This window comes from Novosphingobium sp. 18050 (assembly GCF_902706195.1).
GTDB lineage: Bacteria > Pseudomonadota > Alphaproteobacteria > Sphingomonadales > Sphingomonadaceae > Novosphingobium.
The window spans coordinates 259673-280154 of record NZ_CACSJO010000004.1 but is presented as its reverse complement, the minus strand read 5'-3'; the positions used below and the strand labels follow the sequence as shown (position 1 = coordinate 280154).

18 protein-coding genes are annotated in these 20482 nt (G+C 64.7%); 8 read left to right on the top strand and 10 right to left on the bottom strand.

Annotated elements, in window-relative coordinates; genetic code table 11:
* Positions 1–83: 83 nt before the first annotated feature.
* Positions 84–647 (top strand): YbjN domain-containing protein, encoded by a 564-nt coding sequence (locus GVL61_RS07020; RefSeq protein WP_159978376.1) that lies wholly within the window; start codon positions 84–86, stop codon positions 645–647.
* Between the two features lie 369 nt (positions 648–1016).
* Positions 1017–2225, top strand: a complete 1209-nt coding sequence (locus GVL61_RS07015) for a type III PLP-dependent enzyme (RefSeq protein ID WP_159978374.1) — start codon at positions 1017–1019, stop codon at positions 2223–2225.
* Between the two features lie 99 nt (positions 2226–2324).
* Here the strand turns inward: GVL61_RS07015 and GVL61_RS07010 are convergent, their stop codons facing one another.
* The 5 genes from GVL61_RS07010 to murI all read right to left on the bottom strand — a co-directional run bounded on the left by GVL61_RS07010 (position 2325) and on the right by murI (position 7876).
* Positions 2325–3425: an NADH:flavin oxidoreductase/NADH oxidase gene (locus GVL61_RS07010; protein WP_159978372.1), complete on the bottom strand. Its 1101-nt coding sequence runs from the start codon at positions 3423–3425 to the stop codon at positions 2325–2327.
* A gap of 184 nt (positions 3426–3609) precedes the next feature.
* A complete protein-coding gene (locus tag GVL61_RS07005; protein WP_159978370.1) occupies positions 3610–4776 on the bottom strand; it encodes an endonuclease/exonuclease/phosphatase family protein in 1167 nt (388 codons plus the stop codon).
* Between the two features lie 100 nt (positions 4777–4876).
* Positions 4877–6091, bottom strand: a complete 1215-nt coding sequence (gene hemA, locus GVL61_RS07000) for a 5-aminolevulinate synthase (RefSeq protein WP_159978368.1) — start codon at positions 6089–6091, stop codon at positions 4877–4879.
* A gap of 115 nt (positions 6092–6206) precedes the next feature.
* Positions 6207–7004 (bottom strand): hypothetical protein, encoded by a 798-nt coding sequence (locus GVL61_RS06995; RefSeq protein WP_235037563.1) that lies wholly within the window; start codon positions 7002–7004, stop codon positions 6207–6209.
* A 23-nt stretch (positions 7005–7027) separates the two neighbouring features.
* Complete coding sequence (murI, locus tag GVL61_RS06990; RefSeq protein WP_159978364.1) at positions 7028–7876, bottom strand: glutamate racemase; 849 nt, start codon at positions 7874–7876, stop codon at positions 7028–7030.
* A 125-nt stretch (positions 7877–8001) separates the two neighbouring features.
* Here murI and plsY point away from each other — a divergent pair, with 125 nt between their 5' ends.
* The 5 genes from plsY (at position 8002) to GVL61_RS06965 (ending at position 13401) form a co-directional block, all read left to right on the top strand.
* Positions 8002–8589, top strand: coding sequence for a glycerol-3-phosphate 1-O-acyltransferase PlsY (gene plsY / locus GVL61_RS06985; protein ID WP_159978362.1), 588 nt, complete (start codon positions 8002–8004; stop codon positions 8587–8589).
* A complete protein-coding gene (dprA, locus tag GVL61_RS06980) occupies positions 8586–9692 on the top strand; it encodes a DNA-processing protein DprA (protein WP_159978360.1) in 1107 nt (368 codons plus the stop codon). The genes plsY and dprA overlap by 4 nt, the downstream gene beginning before the upstream one ends.
* Positions 9693–9807: 115 nt before the next feature.
* On the top strand, positions 9808–10491 hold the full coding sequence (locus tag GVL61_RS06975) for a hypothetical protein (RefSeq protein WP_159978358.1): 684 nt from the start codon (positions 9808–9810) through the stop codon (positions 10489–10491).
* Between the two features lie 136 nt (positions 10492–10627).
* A complete protein-coding gene (gene topA, locus GVL61_RS06970; RefSeq protein WP_159978356.1) occupies positions 10628–13225 on the top strand; it encodes a type I DNA topoisomerase in 2598 nt (865 codons plus the stop codon).
* Positions 13222–13401 (top strand): hypothetical protein, encoded by a 180-nt coding sequence (locus tag GVL61_RS06965; RefSeq protein ID WP_007680958.1) that lies wholly within the window; start codon positions 13222–13224, stop codon positions 13399–13401. The genes topA and GVL61_RS06965 overlap by 4 nt, the downstream gene beginning before the upstream one ends.
* 115 nt (positions 13402–13516) lie before the next feature.
* On the opposite strand, the gene GVL61_RS06960 is transcribed toward GVL61_RS06965, so the two are convergent.
* The 5 genes from GVL61_RS06960 to lepB form a co-directional block, all read right to left on the bottom strand.
* Positions 13517–15031 carry a hypothetical protein gene (locus GVL61_RS06960; RefSeq protein ID WP_235037562.1) on the bottom strand — a complete coding sequence of 505 codons (1515 nt, stop codon included), beginning with the start codon at positions 15029–15031 and terminating at the stop codon, positions 13517–13519.
* A gap of 154 nt (positions 15032–15185) precedes the next feature.
* Positions 15186–16373 carry an SGNH/GDSL hydrolase family protein gene (locus tag GVL61_RS06955; RefSeq protein WP_235037561.1) on the bottom strand — a complete coding sequence of 396 codons (1188 nt, stop codon included), beginning with the start codon at positions 16371–16373 and terminating at the stop codon, positions 15186–15188.
* Positions 16373–17269, bottom strand: a complete 897-nt coding sequence (gene era / locus GVL61_RS06950) for a GTPase Era (protein ID WP_159978354.1) — start codon at positions 17267–17269, stop codon at positions 16373–16375. Before era ends, GVL61_RS06955 begins: the two co-directional genes overlap by 1 nt.
* Positions 17266–17934 carry a ribonuclease III gene (gene rnc / locus GVL61_RS06945; RefSeq protein ID WP_159978352.1) on the bottom strand — a complete coding sequence of 223 codons (669 nt, stop codon included), beginning with the start codon at positions 17932–17934 and terminating at the stop codon, positions 17266–17268. The genes era and rnc overlap by 4 nt, the downstream gene beginning before the upstream one ends.
* Entirely contained in the window at positions 17935–18792 is an 858-nt protein-coding gene (gene lepB / locus GVL61_RS06940; protein ID WP_159978350.1) for a signal peptidase I, read from the bottom strand.
* A gap of 151 nt (positions 18793–18943) precedes the next feature.
* Here lepB and pgi point away from each other — a divergent pair, with 151 nt between their 5' ends.
* Positions 18944–20464: a glucose-6-phosphate isomerase gene (pgi, locus tag GVL61_RS06935; RefSeq protein WP_159978348.1), complete on the top strand. Its 1521-nt coding sequence runs from the start codon at positions 18944–18946 to the stop codon at positions 20462–20464.
* Positions 20465–20482: the final 18 nt, after the last annotated feature.

Below are 20482 nucleotides of genomic sequence, written 5' to 3'. Positions count from 1 at the left end.
TACGGGAAATTTCTTTCGTCCTCCGGCAGTTGCCCCTTCGATTGGCTGCGATACTACTCGCCGGTCGAATCGAAGGGGCTCGCATGCATCGAATTGTTTTCTCCACGCTTGCGGCTTTGGCCTGTCTGTTCGGTGTCCAGTCAGCGGCCGCGCAGGCCTACGATGCGCGTGCGCTGCGCATGTCGGTCAATCTCACGGACCTCAAGGTCATCGTCGGCTCCTTGCCGGGCCACAAGGTCGAGAAAGAGCGCATCTGGGGCGACGGCGACGAGGTTGATGTCAGCTTGCGCGCGGCGAATGCCGACGGGCTGGTCTACGTCCTCGTCGGCACCGCCTGCGAGCCATCGGGGTGCAGCGGCGTCATGATGCAAGTTCGCTACGAGTGCGACAGCATCGATTATGCCCGCCTCAACAACGCCAATCTCAATCGCTCCTCGATTACGATGTGGTTCGACGAGGACGCCAAGATGCTGGGCGTAACGCGCTACGTCATTCTCGACCACGGCATCACGATGCAGAACCTGCGTGAGAACCTGGCCGTGCTGCTCGATATTGCGCCCGATGCCGCCAACGATGCCATGGCTGCGGCCGACAGCAAGGCTGAGGACGAGGACGAAGCGGCCGGTGGCGTTACGGACAAAACCTGAAGCACACTGTAGGCGATCTGCAGTCTACCGCGCGTAAGTGGCGATCAATCCCGCTTACTGCGAATCGCCGGGAGCGATGTGGCGGCCATGGCCGTTGCGGACCTTGATAACCGTCCTGGGCCTATGTTCGGGAATTGCCGGGTGCTACGGAGAAGGGCTATTCAAGCTTCTGTAATCGGCTGTAAAAATGGCGCAAATTCCCAGCGTTTCGGGCGTTTTACGACGCTATGTGACGTTTTTGTGAAGGGGGTTTATTTTTACTTGCGATTCGGGAACGCAGCCCTATATCCGGCCCCTCGCTGCCCCATGGGGACTTCCAAACCGCAAGGCAGCTCTTGTTGTTAACACACCGTTTGGGGGTCCCTTGAATTGCACATTTATCCTGATGCATCGGTTGTAGCTGGCACCCTTTCGCCGGACGAACCTGTGATTATCAATCGCCCGCACGCTGCTGCGCGCGCTGCCCGTTTCTTCGCCACGAAGTTTCCGGGTAAGTCGCTCTATGCCGTGAAGGCCAATCCCTCGCCCGATCTGATCCAGATCCTGTGGGACAACGGTATCTCGCACTACGACGTCGCCTCGATCACCGAGGTGCGGATGGTGCGCGCGACGCTCCCCGACGCGACCCTGTGCTTCATGCACCCGGTCAAAACCGCGAGCGCGATCCGCGAAGCCTATTTCCAGCACGGCGTGCGCACGTTCAGCCTCGACACCCTTGAGGAAGTCGAGAAGATCGTTGCCGCCACCACCGACGCTGAAGGCAACACGGCCAGGGACCTGCGTCTCTGCGTTCGTCTGCGCGTTTCCTCGGAATATTCGGAACTGAGCCTCGCCTCGAAGTTCGGCATCGATATCGCCGACGCGGGTGAACTGCTGCAGGCGACCCGTCAGGTCGCCGACTGGCTGGGTCTGTGCTTCCACGTCGGTTCGCAGGCGATGACCCCCTTCGCCTATGTCCAGGCGCTGGAGCGCGCACGCGCCGCGATCGCGGATGCCGGCGTCGTCATCGACATGATCGATGTCGGCGGTGGTTTCCCCTCGTGCTACCCCGGCATGGAGCCGCCGCCGCTCGAGGATTACTTCGCGATCATCCACCGCCACTTCGAGGCACTGCCGATCGCCTACAACGCCGAACTGTGGTGCGAACCCGGCCGCGCGCTGTCGGCCGAGTACAACTCGCTGGTGGTCAAGGTCGAGAAGCGCCGCGGTGACGAGCTGTACATCAATGACGGTGCCTACGGCGCCCTCTACGATGCTGCGCACGTGGCTTGGCGCTTCCCCGTCAAGGCGATCCCGCGTGAGGGCGCACGTTCGACGGAGCTTCAGGGCTTCTCGTTCTACGGCCCGACCTGCGACGATGCCGATTTCATGGAAGGGCCCTTCATGCTCCCCGCCGACATCAAGGCAGGCGACTTCATCGAAGTCGGCATGCTGGGTGCCTACGGTGCGGCGATGCGCACGGCCTTTAACGGTTTCGGCGGCGGCGAAGTCGTCGTGGCCGAAGACGAGCCGATGGCGAGCCTCTATACCGGTCGCAAGGACCCGCGCGTTTCGGACAATGTCGTCTCGCTGCGCTGATCCGGTCTTGATTTGAAAAAGGCCCCCGGAACTGCGGTTCCGGGGGCCTTTTTTGTTTCGTTCATCCCCGTTCCTTGCGGGAAAGGGAGGAGATGGCCGTCACGCCTTGACGAAGAGTTCCTTTACGCGGTGGGGCTGGCTGCGCAGATATTGCGGCGCTACGGGCATCTTCGCTCCCAGCGCTGCAGCTGCATGCCAGGGCCAGCGCGGATCGTAGAGCACGGTGCGGGCGAGGGCGATCATGTCGGCCTCGCCAGTGGCAATGATCGCCTCGGCCTGTTCCGGCTCGGTGATGAGACCGACGGTCACCACGGGCATGTTGACGGCCTCCTTCACGGCGCGGGCGAGCGGGACCTGATAGTTGGGTCCGACCGGAATCTTCTGGCCTATATCGAGGCCGCCGCTGGAGATGTGGATCGCTGCGGCACCTCGTGCTTCGAGCGCCTTGGCGAAGGCCACGGTCTGTTCGGCGTCCCAGCCGCCCTCGACCCAGTCGGTGCCCGAGACTCGCACCGTCACCGGCTTCTCGGCGGGGAAAGCAGCGCGCACCGCGTCGAAAATCTCAAGCGGGAAGCGCAGGCGGTTCTCCAGGCTGCCGCCATATTCGTCGGTGCGCTGGTTGGAGAGCGGCGAAAGGAACTGGTGGAGCAGATAGCCGTGCGCGCCGTGGATCTGCACCGCGTCGATGCCGAGACGGGCGGCGCGCTTCGTGGCTTCGGTAAAGGCGTCACGAATGCGGGCAAGGCCTGCCTTGTCCAGTGCGACGGGCGGGTGCTCATGCGCCTCGAAAGGGAGGTCGGAAGCGGAAAGGGTCTGCCAGCCGTTAGGGGCATCGGGAGCGATCTGCGCGCCGCCGTCCCAGGGCTTGGCGGTGCTGGCCTTGCGGCCGGCATGGGCCAGCTGGATCGCGATCGGCATGTCCGACCAGCGGCGTACCGTTTCCAGCACCTTGGCCATGGCTTCCTCGGTGGCATCGTCCCAGAGGCCGACGTCGCCGTAGGAGATGCGGCCCTCGGGGGTTACGGCGGTTGCCTCGATCGTCAGCAGGGCGGCGCCTGACTGGGCGAGACTGCCGAGGTGGACGGCATGCCAGTCGGTCATCCGGCCTTCCTCTGCGGAATATTGGCACATTGGTGCGATGACGATGCGGTTGGAGAGCGTCAGGTCGCCCAGCGTGATGGGCTCAAACAGCTTGGCCATGGATGTTCCTCAAGGTCTTTACGTTGCAAAAAGGGGGGAGGGGCGGCCGGCGAAACACCGGGCGCGGCAACGAGCGTTCACTTGGGAACGCGGGGGCCCGGAAAAAAGGCCTCATACCCGGGGGGCAGGGCATTTCCCGATAGAATATCTTACAATTGCGAAAGCGCGCCGCGCCGAACGCGCTTCAGATGGTTGGCTCGTCGATGATCCGTTCTAGATAGTCGTTCGCATAATCGATGCAAAGCTCGGCCCAGAGCAGCTTGTGGTCCGACATCTGGTGCTTGCGGTAATAGCTGCGGAAATAGGCCATAGCCTCGTTCCGCGTGCGCTGCGGTGGCTGGCCGGGTTTGGGGTCCTTGCGCGCGCTCAGCACCTCGAGGCGGGCCCTGTCGACGTAGTGCCCGGCATCCTCGTCGCGGTAGACATAGCCGAACATGTCGAACACGCCGGAATCGTGCGCCTTGAAGCCGGGGTGGCCCGTCTTGTGGGCGATCTGGTCGTAATGCTTGCCGCTGCCGGCGATATCGGCGTGGTCCTTGTCTTGCACGGTGAAACCGGCGTCCGTCAGGGCCCGCATCGTTTCATGCTCGGGCGAGACGATGTTGAAGTCGCCCAGCAGAATGTAGTTGGCGTTCCAGCCGCCTTCCTTCGGGTCCGCCCAGACGGCGGCGCGCTTTTCGCCGGCAAGCCGCTCGTGCTCCTGCCGCTTTGCGAGGAGGCCCGCCACCTTGGCGATCTCCTCGCGGCGGCGGACCATGTCGGGCGAACCCTGCGACTGGTCCTTGCCGTAATGGATGTGCACGGTGCACAGCTTGAAGCGCAGCCAGCCGGCGCGGAAGGATACGCTGAACGGGGTGCGTGCGAACTGGAGGACGGCGTTCGATCCGTCGGCTCCAGGCGCCGCGATCTCGTCGCCCGTCGGCAACACGATCTCGCCCACTTCGCGGCAGAACTGGACCTTGCCGGTACGGTAAAGGAAGGCGAGGCGCTCGTTGTTGCCGGCGCTGCCCTCGACGACGTCGGTGACCAGATAGTCCCATCCAGAGCCGAGGTATTTGGCGATCAGCTCTTCGAGCCTGTCGATGTTCTCATTGACCTCCTGCACCGCGACGAGGTCGAAATGATCGATGATCTCGGCGATGTAGAGCATCGATTCGGTGCTGCGATCATAGGCGCCGCCATCCCCGAAATGCATGATGTTCCAGGTCGCAAGTCGCAGCGAATGCTCGCTGGTGGCGGCGTGGACCTGTTCCTGAAGTCCGGCCTTGAGCGCAATCAGGCGCTCGGCGACGAAGCGGCGATGCTCGGGATTGTCCCGCAGTTCCCAGCGAACGGGGCGGATGATCGTCACGAAGGCCTCCCTTTCGGGCTGCCGCTATTGGTGTCTGCGATGCAGGTGCGCCGCCGCCCGTCCATCCAGACTGCCACCGTCAGGTGGCAGCTGGAAGACGTTATGCGGCTTCGCGCATCTCCAGCCGTTCCCAGATTTCGACAAGAGCCTGCGTGAGGTCGCGCATCATCTCGTCGGTGTGGGCCGGGCCGGGCGTGAAGCGCAGGCGTTCGGTTCCACGCGGTACGGTGGGGTAATTGATCGGCTGCACATAGGCGCCGTATTCGGCGAGCAGGATGTCGCTGATCTGCTTGGCGCGCACCGGGTCGCCGACCATGAGCGGAACGATATGCGTGGTGGAATCCATGACCGGCAGGCCCGCATCGCGAAACATCTGCTTCATCATTGCTGCCGAACGCTGCTGGCCATCACGTTCCGCGCTGGAGCTTTTCAGGTGCTTGACCGAGGCCAGCACGCCCGCGACCAGAACCGGCGATAGCGACGTCGTGAAGATGAAGCCCGGCGCGTAGGAACGGATGCAGTCGATGATCTTGGTGTTGGTGGCGATGTAGCCGCCCATCACGCCGAACGCCTTGCCCAGCGTACCCTCGATGATATCGATGCGGTGAGCGGCCTCGTCACGGTCGGTGATGCCGCCGCCGCGCGGACCATACATGCCGACCGCGTGGACCTCGTCGATGTAGGTGAGGGCGTTGTACTTGTCCGCCAGGTCGCAGATCGCGTGGATCGGTGCGATGTCGCCGTCCATCGAATAGACCGATTCGAAGGCAATCAGCTTGGGGAGGCTGTCATCGGTTTCGGCCAGCAGCTGCTCGAGATGCTCGAGATCGTTGTGGCGCCAGACCTTCTTTTCGCAGCCCGAATTGCGGATACCCGCAATCATGCTGGCGTGGTTCAGCTCGTCCGAGAATATCACGCAGCCCGGCAGCAGCTTGGCAAGGGTCGACAGCGTGGCGTCGTTCGAGACGTAGCCCGAAGTGAACAGTAGCGCGCCCTGCTTGCCGTGCAGGTCGGCCAGCTCGTGCTCAAGCTCGATATGGTAGTGCGTGTTGCCACCGATGTTGCGGGTGCCGCCGGAGCCTGCGCCGACATCGTGCAACGCTTCTTCCATGGCTTCGATTACCTTGGGGTGCTGCCCCATGGCGAGATAATCGTTCGAACACCAGACCGTGATCGGCTTGGGACCGTTGTGGCCGGCAAAACAGCGCGCGTTGGGATAGGCACCCTTGTTGCGCAGGATGTCGATGAATACCCGGTAGCGGCCTTCCGAATGGAGCCGCTCAATCGCCTGGTCGAATATGTGTTCGTAGTTCACGGTTGAGACTGTGTCCTGCGTTGCTTGTCCTGTGCGCCCTATCGGCGCCGGGTTAGCTTTTCCGGCGGCCAATAGCGTATCGCGTCATTCTTTGCCAGTTGCTTATGCCAAGGGTCTAATCGGAAAACGTGCCTGCGGAAAACGGAACTTTCGCCGGGTCGTGTCCGGCGATGACGGCCATCTGCGGCGCGGCGCGGTGGAGCGCATTGATCGTCATCAACCACGAGAGGGTTTCGCCGCGATAGCTGGCAGGGTCGCCGCGCGTCGCGAAGCGGGCCGGGGGAAGCAGATCCTGCCAGTTCGCGCCTGTTTTTGCTACATCGCCGGTAAACAGGTATTCGCGCCCGTCCTCGAGCCATGCGTAGAGCATGAAGCTGCCGGGGCGCAGTCCGCTTGCGGGGATCATCACTACGCCGGGAGCCAGGGCATAAGGGGGGCCGCGCAGTGGCAGCAGTTCGGGCCCGGTGCGCTGCGAGCCGGGGGCGTGTCCGCCGTTATGGGAGGGCCTGTCCGACAGCATGACGGTGTGGCTGGCCCGCTGCCGGGCAAGCTCGACACGAGCCTGCGCTGCCTCGCTGAACCATTCGAAATCGAGGGTCCGGGCAGCCTTGAGGGATGTGCCTGCATCAATCACGATCGGGCCGCTGCCGGGCACGACGAGCTCATAGGCGCGGACCGTGTTCGGCACTGTGCGCAGCCCCGTGCCCGCCACCAGAATGTTGCGCGAACTGTAGCGCAGCCCCACCGTCTCTACCCGCACCGCGACAGGGCGTTGGCCTTCGGGCGCTGCAGCGAGCGCGCGAAGCTGGGCTATCGTCACCGGCTTTGCCCTCGGTTCGGTAGCCCCCGGGCCGGCACCCGGATCGACCAGGTACCAGTAGTAGGGAATTCCGATGATAAGCAGTGCCGACAACAACCATATATTCAGTCGCCGCGTCAAAATTTCTGAACCTCAAGCAACCCGTATTGCGCCAGCTTGGAGCGGTACGCATCGGGAACGTCTCCCGCCCCCGTAAATAGCGCCATGTCAGGTGCTTGGCGAGCGTATTCCTGTCCCGCCATCAGGCGCGCAATCTGGCGCGCAATCCCTTGTGCGCCGTGGACGAAACGCACGCCCGGACCGAAGGCGCGGGACAGTTCTTCCTCGACCAGCGGGAAGTGGGTGCAGGCCAGCACGACCGTGTCGATCCGCTCGCCGCCCGGCTGGCTGCGCAGCGCGTTGGCAGCATGTTCGATGACGGCGGGATCGACGGGTTCGCCGCGCAGCTTGGCCTCGGCCGCTTCGACCAGGCCCGGGGCGCCGTGGCGCAGCAGGCGCTTGTCGGCGGCGAATTCCTGCTCCAGCCGGTCGACATAGGCCTGCCGAACGGTCGCTTCGGTGCCGAGCAGGCCGATCACGCCGGTGCGGGTCATCGCGGCGGCAGGCTTGATCGCGGGAACGGTGCCAACGATCGGCACTTCCAGTACTTCGCGGACCATGCCCAAGGCGATTGTCGAGGCGGTGTTGCAGGCGATGCAGACCAGGCGCGGGCGGAACCGCTCGGTCATGCGGCCGAGCAGGCCGGCGACACGCGCGGCGACCTGCGCCTCGGTCTTGGTGCCATAGGGCAGGCCGGCGGTGTCGGCGGCGTAGATGATCGGCGCATCGGGAACAGCCTTGCGCACTTCCTCCAGCACGGTGAGGCCGCCGACGCCCGAATCGAACAGCAGGATCGGCGCCGAAGGATCGACCGCACCCGAAAGGGCGCCTGCGTTATGCGGCGCGGTGATCGTATCGGAAGCCATTATCATTTCTTTGGCATCATCCCCTGCGCCTTGCCACCTGTTAACCGCGCGGACGTGGACAGAGCAACGCCGAATGCTGCAACTTGTCTTCTGCTTGGCTCGATAGGACGCTAAGGCACCGGCATATGGACTGGATTCTCGCACTTGCGCTCGGTTACGCCTTCGGATCTGTGCCGTTTGGCCTCATCATCACCCGCCTTTTCGGCGCAGGAGACCTGCGTTCCATCGGCTCGGGCAACATCGGCGCGACGAACGTGCTGCGCACCGGACGCAAGGGCCTGGCGGCGGCAACGCTCCTGCTCGACCTTGCCAAGGGTCTTGCCGCCGTGCTGATCGCCGCCCGCCTGTGGCCGGACTATGCCGCGCTTGCGGGGCTGGGGGCGTTCCTCGGGCACTGCTTTCCGGTCTGGCTGGGTTTCAAGGGCGGCAAGGGCGTGGCGACCATGGCGGGCATTTCCTTCGGCCTCGCGTGGCCGGTGGGGCTGGCCTATGCGCTGACCTGGCTCGGCCTGCTTGCCACTGCGAAGATTTCCTCGGTCGCGGGCATGACCGCCGCTGTGGTCGCGCCGCTGGCGGCGCTGGCGCTGGGGGAACATGACGCGGCGACGGTGCTGGCGGTGATCGCGGCCCTCGTGCTGTTCCAGCACCGCGAGAACATCGGCCGCCTGCGCGCCGGAACCGAGCCGCGCATCGGAAGTGGCAAGAAAAAATGAGCGGAGAAGGCGGCCTTTCGCAGGAAGAGGCGTTTGCCCGCATCCGCCTGCTGCGTTCGCCCAACGTCGGCCCGGTCACTTATGGCCAGCTCATGGCGCGTTTCGGGAGCGGTAAGGCGGCGCTGGCTGCACTGCCGGACCTCGCCGGACGCAAGGGCCGTGCCTATGTTCCTGCGCCCGAGCGCCGCATTCACGATGAGATCACCGCCGTGCGCCAGGCAGGTGCGCGCTACCTTTTCCACGATTCGCCGGACTATCCGCGCCTGCTCGCCGAATCCGAGGGCGCGCCGCCGATCCTGACCTACCGGGGCGATATCGCCCTCTCGTCGCGGTCCTGTGTCGCGATGGTCGGCGCACGCAACGCCTCCGCCGCCGCGATCCGCCTCGCGCGGGAGATCGCCCACGACCTAGCGGGTGAGGGCTGGACCGTCGTTTCGGGGCTGGCGCGCGGTATCGATGGTGCTGCGCACCAAGGCGCGCTGACCAGCGGTGCGACGATCGGCGTCATCGCCAGCGGCATCGACATTTCCTACCCTCCCGAACACGCGGCGTTGCAGGAAGATGTCGCGGCGAAGGGCCTGCTTCTGGCCGAGCAGCCACCCGGAACCGAGCCGCTGGCACGTCACTTCCCCACCCGCAACCGCATTATTTCCGGACTGGCGGCAGGCACGCTGGTGGTAGAGGCCGCGCCCCGGTCCGGTTCGCTCATCACCGCGCGTCTCGCCGGCGAGATGGGGCGCGAGGTCATGGCGATCCCCGGTTCTCCGGTCGATCCGCGCTCTCACGGCTGCAACCAGCTGATCCGCGACGGGGCGATACTGGTGCAGGGCGCAGCCGACGTGATCGAATTGCTATCCGGCTTCACTGGCGAGCCGCGCTCCGCCTTGCGCGAAGTGTCAGCGCACTGGGAAGTGGAGGAACTGGCCGGGGAAACAGGCGATCCGGCGGATGTCGGCGGGCTCCTCACCGCCGCGCCGGTAGGAGTGGACGAACTGATCCGTCAGTCGGGCGCCAGCGCCGCCAGCGTGCAACTGGCGCTGCTCGAACTTGAACTGGCGGGGCAGCTGGTGCGCCACGCCGGTGGCAGGGTTAGCATCGGCTGACTGGTGGCCACCTGCGCGCGAATTTCCCAATGAACAGAACGAATTGGCAACTTGCCGATTGACGACGTGAACCGGCTCGCGCAGAGCCTTGATTAAGGCAGAAACGGGGCTTTCGGTGGCGACTACCCAACCGGCAATTCGCGTGGGCGACATTTTCGCGGAAGGTGCCGGCATCGCCGGGCGCAGCCGCGTGGTGCTGGCCGCGTTCGCGCTGGGTATGAGCGTGGTTTCCAGCGCCCTTTCGCTCGTGATCGACGATACGCGCGGCATCGGGGCTGAAATGGCCGCTTCTTCGGTGGCGGGCTACTTTCTGTTCTGGCAGGTGATGGCGACCGAAGGGCTTCTGGACGGCAGCCGGAGCAGGCGCGCGGGCTTCATCGCCTATGCGGCCATATCGTTCGTCACCTCGGTCTTGGGACTGCCGGGGCTGATTCTCGTGATCCTTCCGGGTCTTATCCTGATTGCGCGCTGGTCACTGGCGGGAGCGCTTGTCGTGGCGCGGGGCTCTGCGGTTTTCGCCGCTTTCGGTGAAAGCTGGCGGCTGACGCGGGGCTCTACGTGGCCCATCGTCGGCTTTCTTGCCATCGTGTGCGTGGTTTTCGCCGCCCTCCTGCTGCCGCTGGGTATTTACGCCGTGGTGAGCGAGGAGGCGGCGAATATCGGTCTGGCGCATTACGTCGTTGAATTTCTCGGCAACGTTGCCAGTTACGGGCTTTCCGCCCTGATTTCCTGCGGCACCGTGGCTCTCTTCGCACTGCTGGTCGACCGCGACGAGCGGATGGTCTCGGTTTTCGCCTGAGCAAAGGACGCGTCTTGCGCTTGACGAACCGCCCCAATGCTTCCCACCCTATGCGTACACACATATGCGCACGCGAGAGCGCGCATGTGCACGAGCACAACGCGCCTACGCGTATAAGGCATAACGAAAGTCTGAAATGCAGCTGGTAATCGTCGAATCGCCTGCAAAGGCCAAGACCATCGAGAAGTATCTGGGTAAGGACTACAAGGTCCTCGCCAGCTACGGTCACGTCCGCGACCTGCCGCCCAAGGACGGCTCCGTCCGCCCGGACGAGGAATTCGCGATGGACTGGGAGCTGTACGGCGACAAGCAGCGCCAGGTGAAAGCGATCACCGATGCCGCCAAGGACGCCGACCGACTGATCCTCGCGACTGACCCTGATCGCGAAGGCGAGGCGATTTCGTGGCATGTTCGCGAACTGCTGGCCAAGCGCAAGGCGCTGCCCAAGGACGTGCAGCGCGTGACGTTCAACGCGATCACCAAGGAAACCGTCACCAAGGCGATGACCCAGCCGCGCGAGCTGGATCAGGACCTGATCGACGCGTACCTGGCGCGCCGCGCGCTCGACTATCTGTTCGGCTTCACGCTCTCGCCGGTGCTGTGGCGCAAGCTGCCCGGCGCCAAGTCCGCTGGCCGCGTCCAGTCGGTGGCGCTGCGCCTGATCGTTGACCGCGAGCGCGAGATCGAGGCGTTCAAGGCGCAGGAATACTGGTCTGTCGCCGCACAGATGGCGCATGACGGCACCGACTTCACCGCCAAGCTGGTGACGTTCGACGGCCAGAAGCTCGACCGCCTGACGCTGGGCGACGAAGGCACTGCGATGCGCGCCAAGGCCGCCGTCGAGGCAGGCGCCTTCAAGGTCGAGGGCGTCGAGACCAAACCGCACCGCCGCAACCCGCAGCCGCCGTTCACCACATCGACCCTGCAGCAGGAGGCCGCGCGCAAGCTGGGCTTCTCTGCCAGCCAGGCGATGCGCGTGGCGCAGTCGCTCTACGAAGCGGGCGCGATCACCTACATGCGTACCGACGGGGTACAGATGGACCCCAGCGCGATCTCGGCCGCCCGCGCGGCCATCGCCGAGCGTTTCTCGGGCCACTACGTTCCCGAAAAGCCGCGACACTACGAAACCAAGGCGAAGAACGCGCAGGAAGCTCACGAGGCGATCCGGCCGACCGAATTCACTAAGGACCGCTTTGGCTCGGGCGACGAGGCACGCCTCTACGACCTGATCTTCAAGCGCGCGATGGCCAGCCAGATGGCCTCGGCCCAGCTTGAGCGCACCACCATCACTCTGCGCGACGGCACCGGCCGCAATGAACTGCGCGCCACCGGCCAGGTCGTGAAGTTCCCCGGCTTCCTCGCGGTTTACGAGGAAGGGCAGGACAACAAGTCGGAGGACGAGGACGGCGGCCTGCTGCCGTTCATGAAGGCGGGCGACATGCCGGCTAAGAAGGCTGTCAACGCCGAGCAGCACTTTACCCAGCCGCCGCCGCGCTTTTCCGAGGCGAGCCTCGTCAAGCGCCTCGAAGAACTCGGTATCGGCCGTCCGTCGACGTATGCCTCGACAATTCAGGTCATCAAGGACCGTAACTATGTGAGGACCGAAAAAAACCGTTTCTTTGCAGAGGAATCCGGTCGACTTCTCACCTCGTTTCTGGAACGCTTTTTCGACCGCTACGTAGCCTATGACTTTACGGCGGGGATGGAAGACCAGCTCGACAACGTCTCGGGCGGGCGCGAGGAGTGGAAGGTTCTGCTCGCCAACTTCTGGCGCGACTTCAAGCCCAAGTCCGACGAGGTCATGGAGAAGAAGCCCTCGGAAGTGACCGAGGCGCTCGACGAATTCCTCTCCGACTACCTGTTCCCGCCCAAGGAAGACGGCACCGATCCGCGCGTCTGCCCCAAGTGCGAGGCAGGCCGCCTTTCGCTGCGCGGTGGTCGCTACGGTGCGTTCATCGCCTGCTCGAACTATCCTGAGTGCAAGTTCACCCGCAAGTTCGCGCAGCCCGGCGGCAGCGCCGATGGCGGCGGTGACGACGAGGCGCTGGGCCAGGACCCCGAAACCGGCCTGGATATCGTGCGCCGCACCGGCCGCTTCGGTCCCTACATCCAACTGGGTGAGGGCAAGGAAGCCAAGCGCGCGTCAATCCCCAAGGACATCGACGAGCTGAATCTGGAATGGGCGATCAAGCTGCTCAGCTTGCCGCGCCCGGTCGGCCAACACCCGGAGAGCGGCAAGGATATTACTGCCAGCATAGGACGTTACGGGCCATACCTCGCCCATGATGGTAAGTATGCCAAGCTGCGTTCGACCGCCGAGGTGTTCGACACAGGCATGAACGCGGCCGTCTCGATGCTCGCCGATGCGGCCAATCGCGGCGGTGCTTCGCGCACCAAGGCGGAACCGCTCAAGGTGTTCGGCATGCATCCCGTCAGCGGCGGTGAGATGAAGGTCATGGAAGGGCGCTATGGTCCTTACGTCAGCGACGGCACGACCAATGCCACGTTGCCGCGCGACATGAAGCCTGAGGACATCACCGAAGAGCAGGCCGTGACTCTCATCACCGAGAAGGCTGCGAAGGGGCCGGCCAAGGGCAAGAAGAAGGCGGCGCCCAAGAAGGCAGCCACAAAGAAACCTGCTGCCAAGAAGGCGGCTGCTCCCAAGGCAGCTGGTACGAAGGCGGCGACCAAGAAGGCTCCGGCCAAGAAGAAGCCTGCGGAGGCAGCGGAATGAGCGACAAGACAGCCAAGCACAAGCAGCCCTGGAAGCCCGAGGAGTTGCAAAAGCTGCAGATCCTCGCCGGCAAGGGGAAGGGCCTGAAGGAAATCGCCAAGGCCCTCAACCGTACCGAGGAATCGACCAAGGACGCTGCGAAACAGCACAATATCGGGGTCGCCAAAGCGCGGTAACCAGTTCGGCGCCGCGGCCGTGTGCCTGCCTCCCCTCGAACCGGAGAGGAGGCGCAGCATGGCCGCGCGCATTATCGACCTGTGTGGGGCCTTTTTGTCGGGGCACCGCTGGGCGTTAGAGAAGCGGTGCTCTTTTCAACCGCCACAGGCCATAGCGCCGCTCGCCCAGCGCTGCGCTCTGATAGTGCTCATAGTCCCGGTTTAGCGCCTCTCTTATCAAGGCGCGCGTCTCGCGGTTGGGCTGGTTGGAACGGCCGGTTTCCGAAACCACTATCACGCCGGGCCTGCTCGCCAGGATACGCCTGACTTCCGCTTGGGGGGAGATGCCCAGCGCGCCTGCCTCGTTCATGGCGTTGAGGTGGCTGGGATAGGCGAAGCGGGTTGGGATGCAGGCGTCGGTAGTGCGGTAGAGCGCGCTGTCGCCCTCGTAGACGTAGAGGCAGCGGCCGTGCAGTTCGTCGGCGATGGCGCGGGTCGTGGCGGCGAATTCGGCGGCAGTTCCGCGCTCGATCACTTGTGCGAGGGGTACGGCAACGGCGCCGATCAGGCCCAGGCCCAGTAATATTCGGCCATACCAGCGTTCACCCTTTGCGGTGCGTGCCAGCGCGGGCGCTGCGAGGATGCAGAGCGGGACCAGCACCGGGCCGAGGTAGTGGTCGTACCATGTGCCGAAGATCAGGAAGCCGCCGATGCTTGCCAGTGCCCAGAGGCGCAGGTCAGGCAATATTGCAGGCCGCTCGCCGCGAACCGGCGACAGGCGGCGGGGCGCGAGTATCACGGCGAGGGCAAAGGGGATCATCGCCAGGCATTCCTTGCCAAGCTGGGCGAAGGCGTCGGCATGGTCGGTGGAACGACCCATGATCGACAGGAAGTTGGCCTGCACGAAAGCCTCGCCGTAGCCCGCCGAGATATAGCCGAGCAGCACTGCGCCGGTCGGGGCGAGGGCCGCGACGATCCATGCTGCGCCGGTCATCGTGAGGCGGACGCCGGTCCATCCATCGGCCCGGCCCCGCGCGAGGAGGAGGAGGCCGAAGGCCATTCCTTCGAACACCACGCTGTACTTGATCTGCAGGGCGAGGCCGAGCAGTAGCATCGCCTCCAGCCCGCGCCGTGCCAGCAGCGGATCGCCGGACTTCAGTCGCGCGTCAAGGACGATCAGCGCGGCCAGCGCGACGGGCAGATTGTAGAACACCGGGGACTGGCCCAGCGCCACGTTGAACACCGGCTGCCAGATCAGATAGGCAAGGCCCGACATGCGCGCGGCGGGCGGGGGGGAGATGCGCCGGGCGATCCGCTCGATCACCAGCGCCGTCAGCACCGAGCTTGCGAGGCCAAGCAACTGATAGGTCAGCACCGGATCGAAAGGCAGGGCGTAGACACCCCGGAAGATGGCGAAGAGGCCCCAGGGCTTGCGGTCCCAGAGGTCGACATAGGGCAGGGCGCCCTGTGCCATGCGCTGCCCGACAAGGAGGTAGAACTGCTCGTCAGACTGGAACGCCGGTTTGCCAAGCATCATCAACCGCAGCGCGAAAGCGACCGGCAGGTAGAGTGCGAGCGAGCCGAGGCGCAAAGCGTCTGCGGCGGCAGGGCGGATGGCCCAATGCGCTTTTGCGGCGATCCGCGCGATCATTCCTGCGAGCCCTTCTGTGGTGCGGCCGCCGGGGGCGCTCGCTGAAGGGGCGATTACTGCGTCAAAATTGCAGAATTGCGACGGGCGTTTGCATCGCGGTGGACCATCGTGACCATCAGCAGCGATCCATCCGACCGATCGATTGGGTCAGGCTCTACTGCCTCGTGCCGACCGTCGGTTTCGAGGGCGTCTTGACCGTCGGCGCGGGGACCGGGACAGCCGGCGCGGGCGCATTCGGCGCTGTCATCGTCGGAGCTTGTCCTCCAGGCGGGTTGAGGCCAGGTTCGGCGGTGACCGGAGACCTGACCGGCTTAACGCCGCTTTTGATAAGCCAGGCGGCGATGGTATCGGCGGTGGCCTGCATCCCGGCTTTGTTGAGGTGCCACTGGAGACCCTGCCGGCCATCATAGCCGGCAGGCGAGCCGATCATCCAGGGCTCCTTGTCGCACGGCGTATGCGCGGCCGAGGACAGGTTCATCTCGATCGCGGGCACGCCGTGTGCTTCGGCAACGCGGGCGGTGATTTCAACCAGGCGGCGGCCGATTTCGCGCACGATGGCGGCGTCGGTCTCGCTGACCGGAGTTGCCGGGCACAGGCCGCCGGGTTTTGGCAGCGGGTTGAAGTACTGGACGAAGACGAGGCGGGCCTGCGGGGCGGTCGTCTTGATGCGCCGCGCGATCTCGTTCAGCTGGGCTTCGTCGCGCACATAGTCCGCTTCGGTGGGTATACGCACGGCGCCGCAGGCGCGGGTCTTCGCGCCCGGAACCGGGGCCAGCTTGGCGTTGAAGGCGCAAGTCGCCGAAAACAGGTTGCCGATATACGACAGGTCGTTGCCGCCGATCGTCACTGTGACGAGGCGGGTTTCCGGCGTGACGCTGATGATCTGCGGCGGCACTTCATTCCACGGCCCGAGCACGTTGTCCGTGGTCGCGCCTGAACAACTGCGGTCGATCAGTTCCACGCCGAACCGTTCGGCCAGCAGCGTGGGGTAGTTGTTGAAGCTCTGCCCGCAGCGCGCCGGCCAGCTTGGCTTCGAAGGCGGTAGCTGTGGCCCAGCCGCGAAGGACGAGCCGATCGCGACGTAGCGCTTGTCGAGCAGGCTCTCCATGACAACGGGCTTGGGGGTCTCGACAGGGATCACCACCTTGGGCGCTTCGACGGGTGCGGGCGCGCCCTTCTTGCCCTTGGGTTTCACGACCTTGGGCTTTTCGACCTTCGGCTTCTTGACCGAGGCGGCCTTGGCCTTTTCCGTCGTAGCCGATTGCTGGGCGAGGGCCGGCATCGAGGCGGCTGCGCAGCCCAGCAGTAGGGCTGCGCCAAAATTCCTCAATACCGGCGTCATCACTTAACCCAGTCCAGCCTGATTTCTTCGTAGATGTCGCGGGCGGAATCGGCCCAGTTTTCCTCAACCTTGACGTGGAGGAAGAGGTGGACCGGGTGGCCGAGCACGGCCGCCAGTTCGGTGCGGGCCGCTTCGCCGATGGTCTTGATCTTGGCGCCGCGCTTGCCCAGCACGATGGCCTTCTGGCTTTCGCGGGCGACGACGATCTGCTGGCGGATTTCTACCGAGCCGTCCTTGCGCGGGGTATAGCTTTCCGGGCGCACAGCGGCATCGTAGGGCAACTCGTCGTGGAGCTGGCGGTAGATCTGCTCGCGGGTGATCTCGCAAGCCAGCAGGCGCTCGCTGGCGTCGGAAACCTGATCCTCGGGGTAGTGCCAGGGGCTTTCCGGCATCAGCTTTGCAAGCCAGGACTTGAGCTGGGGCACACCGTCGCCGGTCAGCGCGGAGACGAAGAACACTTCGTCGAACATGGAGTCGGCGCTGAATTCCTGCGCCAGTTCGAGGAGCTTCTCCTTGACGCTGGCATCGACCTTGTTGAGCACCAGCAGCTTGCGCTCCGGGCGGGGCTTGAGCGATTCCAGCAATGGCGCCAGTTCGTGGCGGCGCAGCTTCACCGCATCGACCACGAGGAGGATTGCGTCGGCCTCCTGCGCGCCTTCCCAAGCGGCGGCGACCATCGCCCGGTCGAGGCGGCGGCGGGGCTCGAAGATGCCGGGGGTGTCGGCCAGGATGATCTGGGTTTCATCCTCCAGCGCGATGCCGAGCAGGCGAGCGCGGGTGGTCTGGGCCTTTGCCGAGGTGATCGCCACCTTCTGGCCGACCAGTGCGTTGACGAGCGTCGACTTGCCCGCGTTGGGTGCGCCTAGGACGGCGACGAGACCGCAGTGCTGGGTCATCCGAATTTCCTCATGAATTCCTCGGCGGCGCCGGTCTCGGCGTCCTGCTTCGAGTTTGCGGTGGCCTGGGCCGAACCGACGTTGTGAACGGATACCTCGACAGTGAAGCGCGCGGCGTGATCGGGGCCGGAGCGGTCGAGCAGTTTGTATTCGGGCATGCGGCGGCGATTGCCCGCAGTCCATTCCTGCAGCGCGGACTTGGGATGCTTGCGCTTGCCGGTCTTGCCGTTGAGCACATCGCCCCACAGGCGCAGAACCATGTCACGGCCACCTTCGAAACCGCGCTCGGTGAAGCAGGCGCCGATGATCGCCTCCATCACGTCGCCCAGGATGTTTTCGGAATCCTCGCCGCCGTCGTCGCGGGCCTGCTTGCCCAGCCGCATGTGCGGGCCCAGGCCGATCTCGCGCGCGATGATCGCGCAAGTGGCGCGGCTGACGAGCGCGTTGAGGCGCTGCGAGAGGCGTCCTTCCGCCTCCTCGCTATTGCGGTAGAGCCACTCAGCGACCGAAAGCCCCAGGACGCGGTCGCCCAGGAACTCCAGCCTTTCGTAATTGCGCTTATCGCCGGTGGACCCGTGGGTCAGGGCCGAGAGCCAGAGGGCTTCGTCGGCGGGTTCGTAGCCGGCGTGTTCGGTCAGGAAGGCGCGGGTGGGCGCATCAAGCACTCAGATAACGCTCCCGATACGGTTCCAGCGTGCGGCGGTGAACCAGGTCCAGGGTTTGATCCATTCGGACGAGCCGTCGGTGGAGAACATCATGACTGCAGCCTTGCCGACCAGGTTTTCCTGCGGGACGATGCCGATGCCGCCGCCTTCGATCGCCGGGAAGCGGCTGTCCATCGAGTTGTCGCGGTTATCGCCCATCAGGAACATGTGGCCCTCGGGGACGATGAACACGCCGGTATCATCCTGCGGGGTCTGGCCCATGTCGAGGACGTTGTAGGTCTTGCCGCCGGGCAGGGTTTCGCGGAACTGCGGGTAGCGGCAGACGGGCGTGCCCTTGTCGTCGGTGCTGTCGAAACCGGGGCCGCAATCGGTGTTGGGGCTGATCGGCACGAGGAAATCCGCGACCTTGATCTTGGGAATGGCCTTGCCGTTGAGCCAGACCTGGCCGCCCCTCATCTGCACTTCGTCGCCGGGCAGGCCGATAACGCGCTTGATATAGTCGACATCGTTGCCCGGGGGCGCCTTGAAAATCACCACGTCGCCGCGGTCCGGCTGGCTGGCCAGGATGCGGCCCGGGATCAGCGGCACGCTGAACGGCAGCGAATAGCGGGAAAAACCATAGGACCACTTGGTGGCGAACAGATAGTCGCCGGTCAGCAGTCGTGGCAGCATGGATTCGCTGGGGATGTTGAAGGGCGAGATGATGAAGCTGCGCAGGATCAGCACGCCCAGCACCAGCCACGCCAGGAAGGAGAAAAAGCTCTCGTCCTTCTTGACCGGAGTTGTCGGTCCCGTGGCGGGCTTGTCCGCAGGGGCTTTTGCGGCGGCCTCTGTGACTTGGATAGGGGTATCGCTCATGATCGAAACCCTTGCTCACGCGGGCGCGCTCCCGTCAAGTGCGATCCCCACCAAGGTGTGACACTGGCCGATAATTGCACAACTCGGGCTTGGATTTCGCACTTGCGGAACGCATAAGGCCGACCGACACGGCCAATAGGAGTTGTACGGCATGAGCGAAGCGGTCTGGAAGAAGCTGCAGGGACTGGAAAAGCCGACTCTGGCGCAGCTTTTCGACAGTGACCCCACCCGCCTCGACACCTTCGCTACCGAGCTTGAACTGGGCGAGGAGGAAAACTCCACCGGCATCCGCTTCGACTGGTCGAAGACCCATCTCGACGCCGCCCACGTCGCCGCCTTCGAGGAACTGGCCGAAGCGATGGACTTTGACGGCCGCCGCGCCGCGCTGTTCGCCGGCGAGATCGTCAACACCACCGAAGGCCGCGCGGCCGAGCACACCGCACAGCGCGGCGTCGGCAAGGAAGAGAGCGTCGATCTGGCGGCGATGTACCACCACCGTATGGCCGCGATCGTCGAGGCTATCCACCGCGGCGCGATGGGCGAGGTGAAGCACCTGATCCACATCGGCATCGGTGGTTCGGCGCTTGGCCCGGCGCTTGCCGTGGATGCGCTGGCCCGCAAGGGTGCGCTGGTGGACGTGCATGTCGTCTCCAACATCGACGGCTGCGCGCTGGAGCAGGCGTTCAAGGCATGCGATCCGGCCACTACGATGCTGGCGGTTGCCTCGAAGACCTTCACCACGCTTGAAACCATGACCAACGCCGAAAGCGCGATCGCCTGGCTGCGCGACAATGGCGTCGAGGACCCCTATGGCCGCGTCGTGGCGCTGACCGCTTCGCCGGAAAAGGCCATGGAATGGGGCGTCGACGAAACCCGAGTCCTGCCGTTCTCGGAAAGCGTCGGCGGGCGTTATTCGCTCTGGTCCTCGATCGGCTTCCCGGTGGCCATGGCGCTGGGCTGGCCCGATTTCGCCGAGTTCCTTGCCGGTGCCGCCGCGATGGACGTGCATTTCCGCGATGCGGACGGCATTGCCAACCTGCCGCTGCGCGCCGCTTTTGCCGACCAGTATTACACCCGCCTGCGCGGCTGCCAGACCCGCGCCGTGTTTGCCTATGACGAACGGCTGGCGCTGCTGCCCGACTATCTCCAGCAGCTGGAGATGGAATCGAACGGCAAGAGCGTGAAGATGGACGGCACCCCCGTCGACGGTCCGACCGCGCCGATCACCTGGGGCGGCGTCGGCACCGATGCCCAGCACGCGGTGTTCCAGCTATTGCATCAGGGCACCAATCTGGTGCCGGTGGACTTCATCGCCTCGATCGAGCCGGGCCATGACCAGGGCGCGGCGCATCACCGCATCCTGCTTTCCAACTGCTTCGCGCAGGGCGCGGCGCTGATGGCGGGCAAGGCCAGCGAAGATCCGGCACGGGCCTATGCCGGCAACCGGCCTTCGGCGACGATCCTTCTTGATGAAGTCAGCCCCGTCACGTTCGGCGCGCTGGTGGCCTTCCACGAGCATCGGACCTTCGCGAACGCGGTGCTGATGGGTATCAACCCCTTCGACCAGTTCGGCGTGGAACTGGGCAAGGAAATCGCCAACAAGATCGAGCAGGGCGGCACGACGTTCGATCCCTCGACCGAGTCGCTGCTGGCCATCGCCGGTATCGGTTGATCGGCGCGCCCCTCGAAG

Bases quoted from the DNA above. Each gene is read 5' to 3' on its own strand.
- GVL61_RS07020 (WP_159978376.1), top strand. From the start codon at position 84: ATGCATCGAATTGTTTTCTCCACGCTTGCGGCTTTGGCCTGTCTGTTC.
- GVL61_RS07010 (WP_159978372.1), bottom strand. From the start codon at position 3,425: ATGGCCAAGCTGTTTGAGCCCATCACGCTGGGCGACCTGACGCTCTCC.
- murI (WP_159978364.1), bottom strand. From the start codon at position 7,876: ATGGCTTCCGATACGATCACCGCGCCGCATAACGCAGGCGCCCTTTCG.
- plsY (WP_159978362.1), top strand. From the start codon at position 8,002: ATGGACTGGATTCTCGCACTTGCGCTCGGTTACGCCTTCGGATCTGTG.
- dprA (WP_159978360.1), top strand. From the start codon at position 8,586: ATGAGCGGAGAAGGCGGCCTTTCGCAGGAAGAGGCGTTTGCCCGCATC.
- topA (WP_159978356.1), top strand. From the start codon at position 10,628: ATGCAGCTGGTAATCGTCGAATCGCCTGCAAAGGCCAAGACCATCGAG.
- GVL61_RS06965 (WP_007680958.1), top strand. From the start codon at position 13,222: ATGAGCGACAAGACAGCCAAGCACAAGCAGCCCTGGAAGCCCGAGGAG.
- GVL61_RS06960 (WP_235037562.1), bottom strand. From the start codon at position 15,031: ATGATCGCGCGGATCGCCGCAAAAGCGCATTGGGCCATCCGCCCTGCC.
- GVL61_RS06955 (WP_235037561.1), bottom strand. From the start codon at position 16,373: ATGACGCCGGTATTGAGGAATTTTGGCGCAGCCCTACTGCTGGGCTGC.
- era (WP_159978354.1), bottom strand. From the start codon at position 17,269: ATGACCCAGCACTGCGGTCTCGTCGCCGTCCTAGGCGCACCCAACGCG.
- lepB (WP_159978350.1), bottom strand. From the start codon at position 18,792: ATGAGCGATACCCCTATCCAAGTCACAGAGGCCGCCGCAAAAGCCCCT.
- pgi (WP_159978348.1), top strand. From the start codon at position 18,944: ATGAGCGAAGCGGTCTGGAAGAAGCTGCAGGGACTGGAAAAGCCGACT.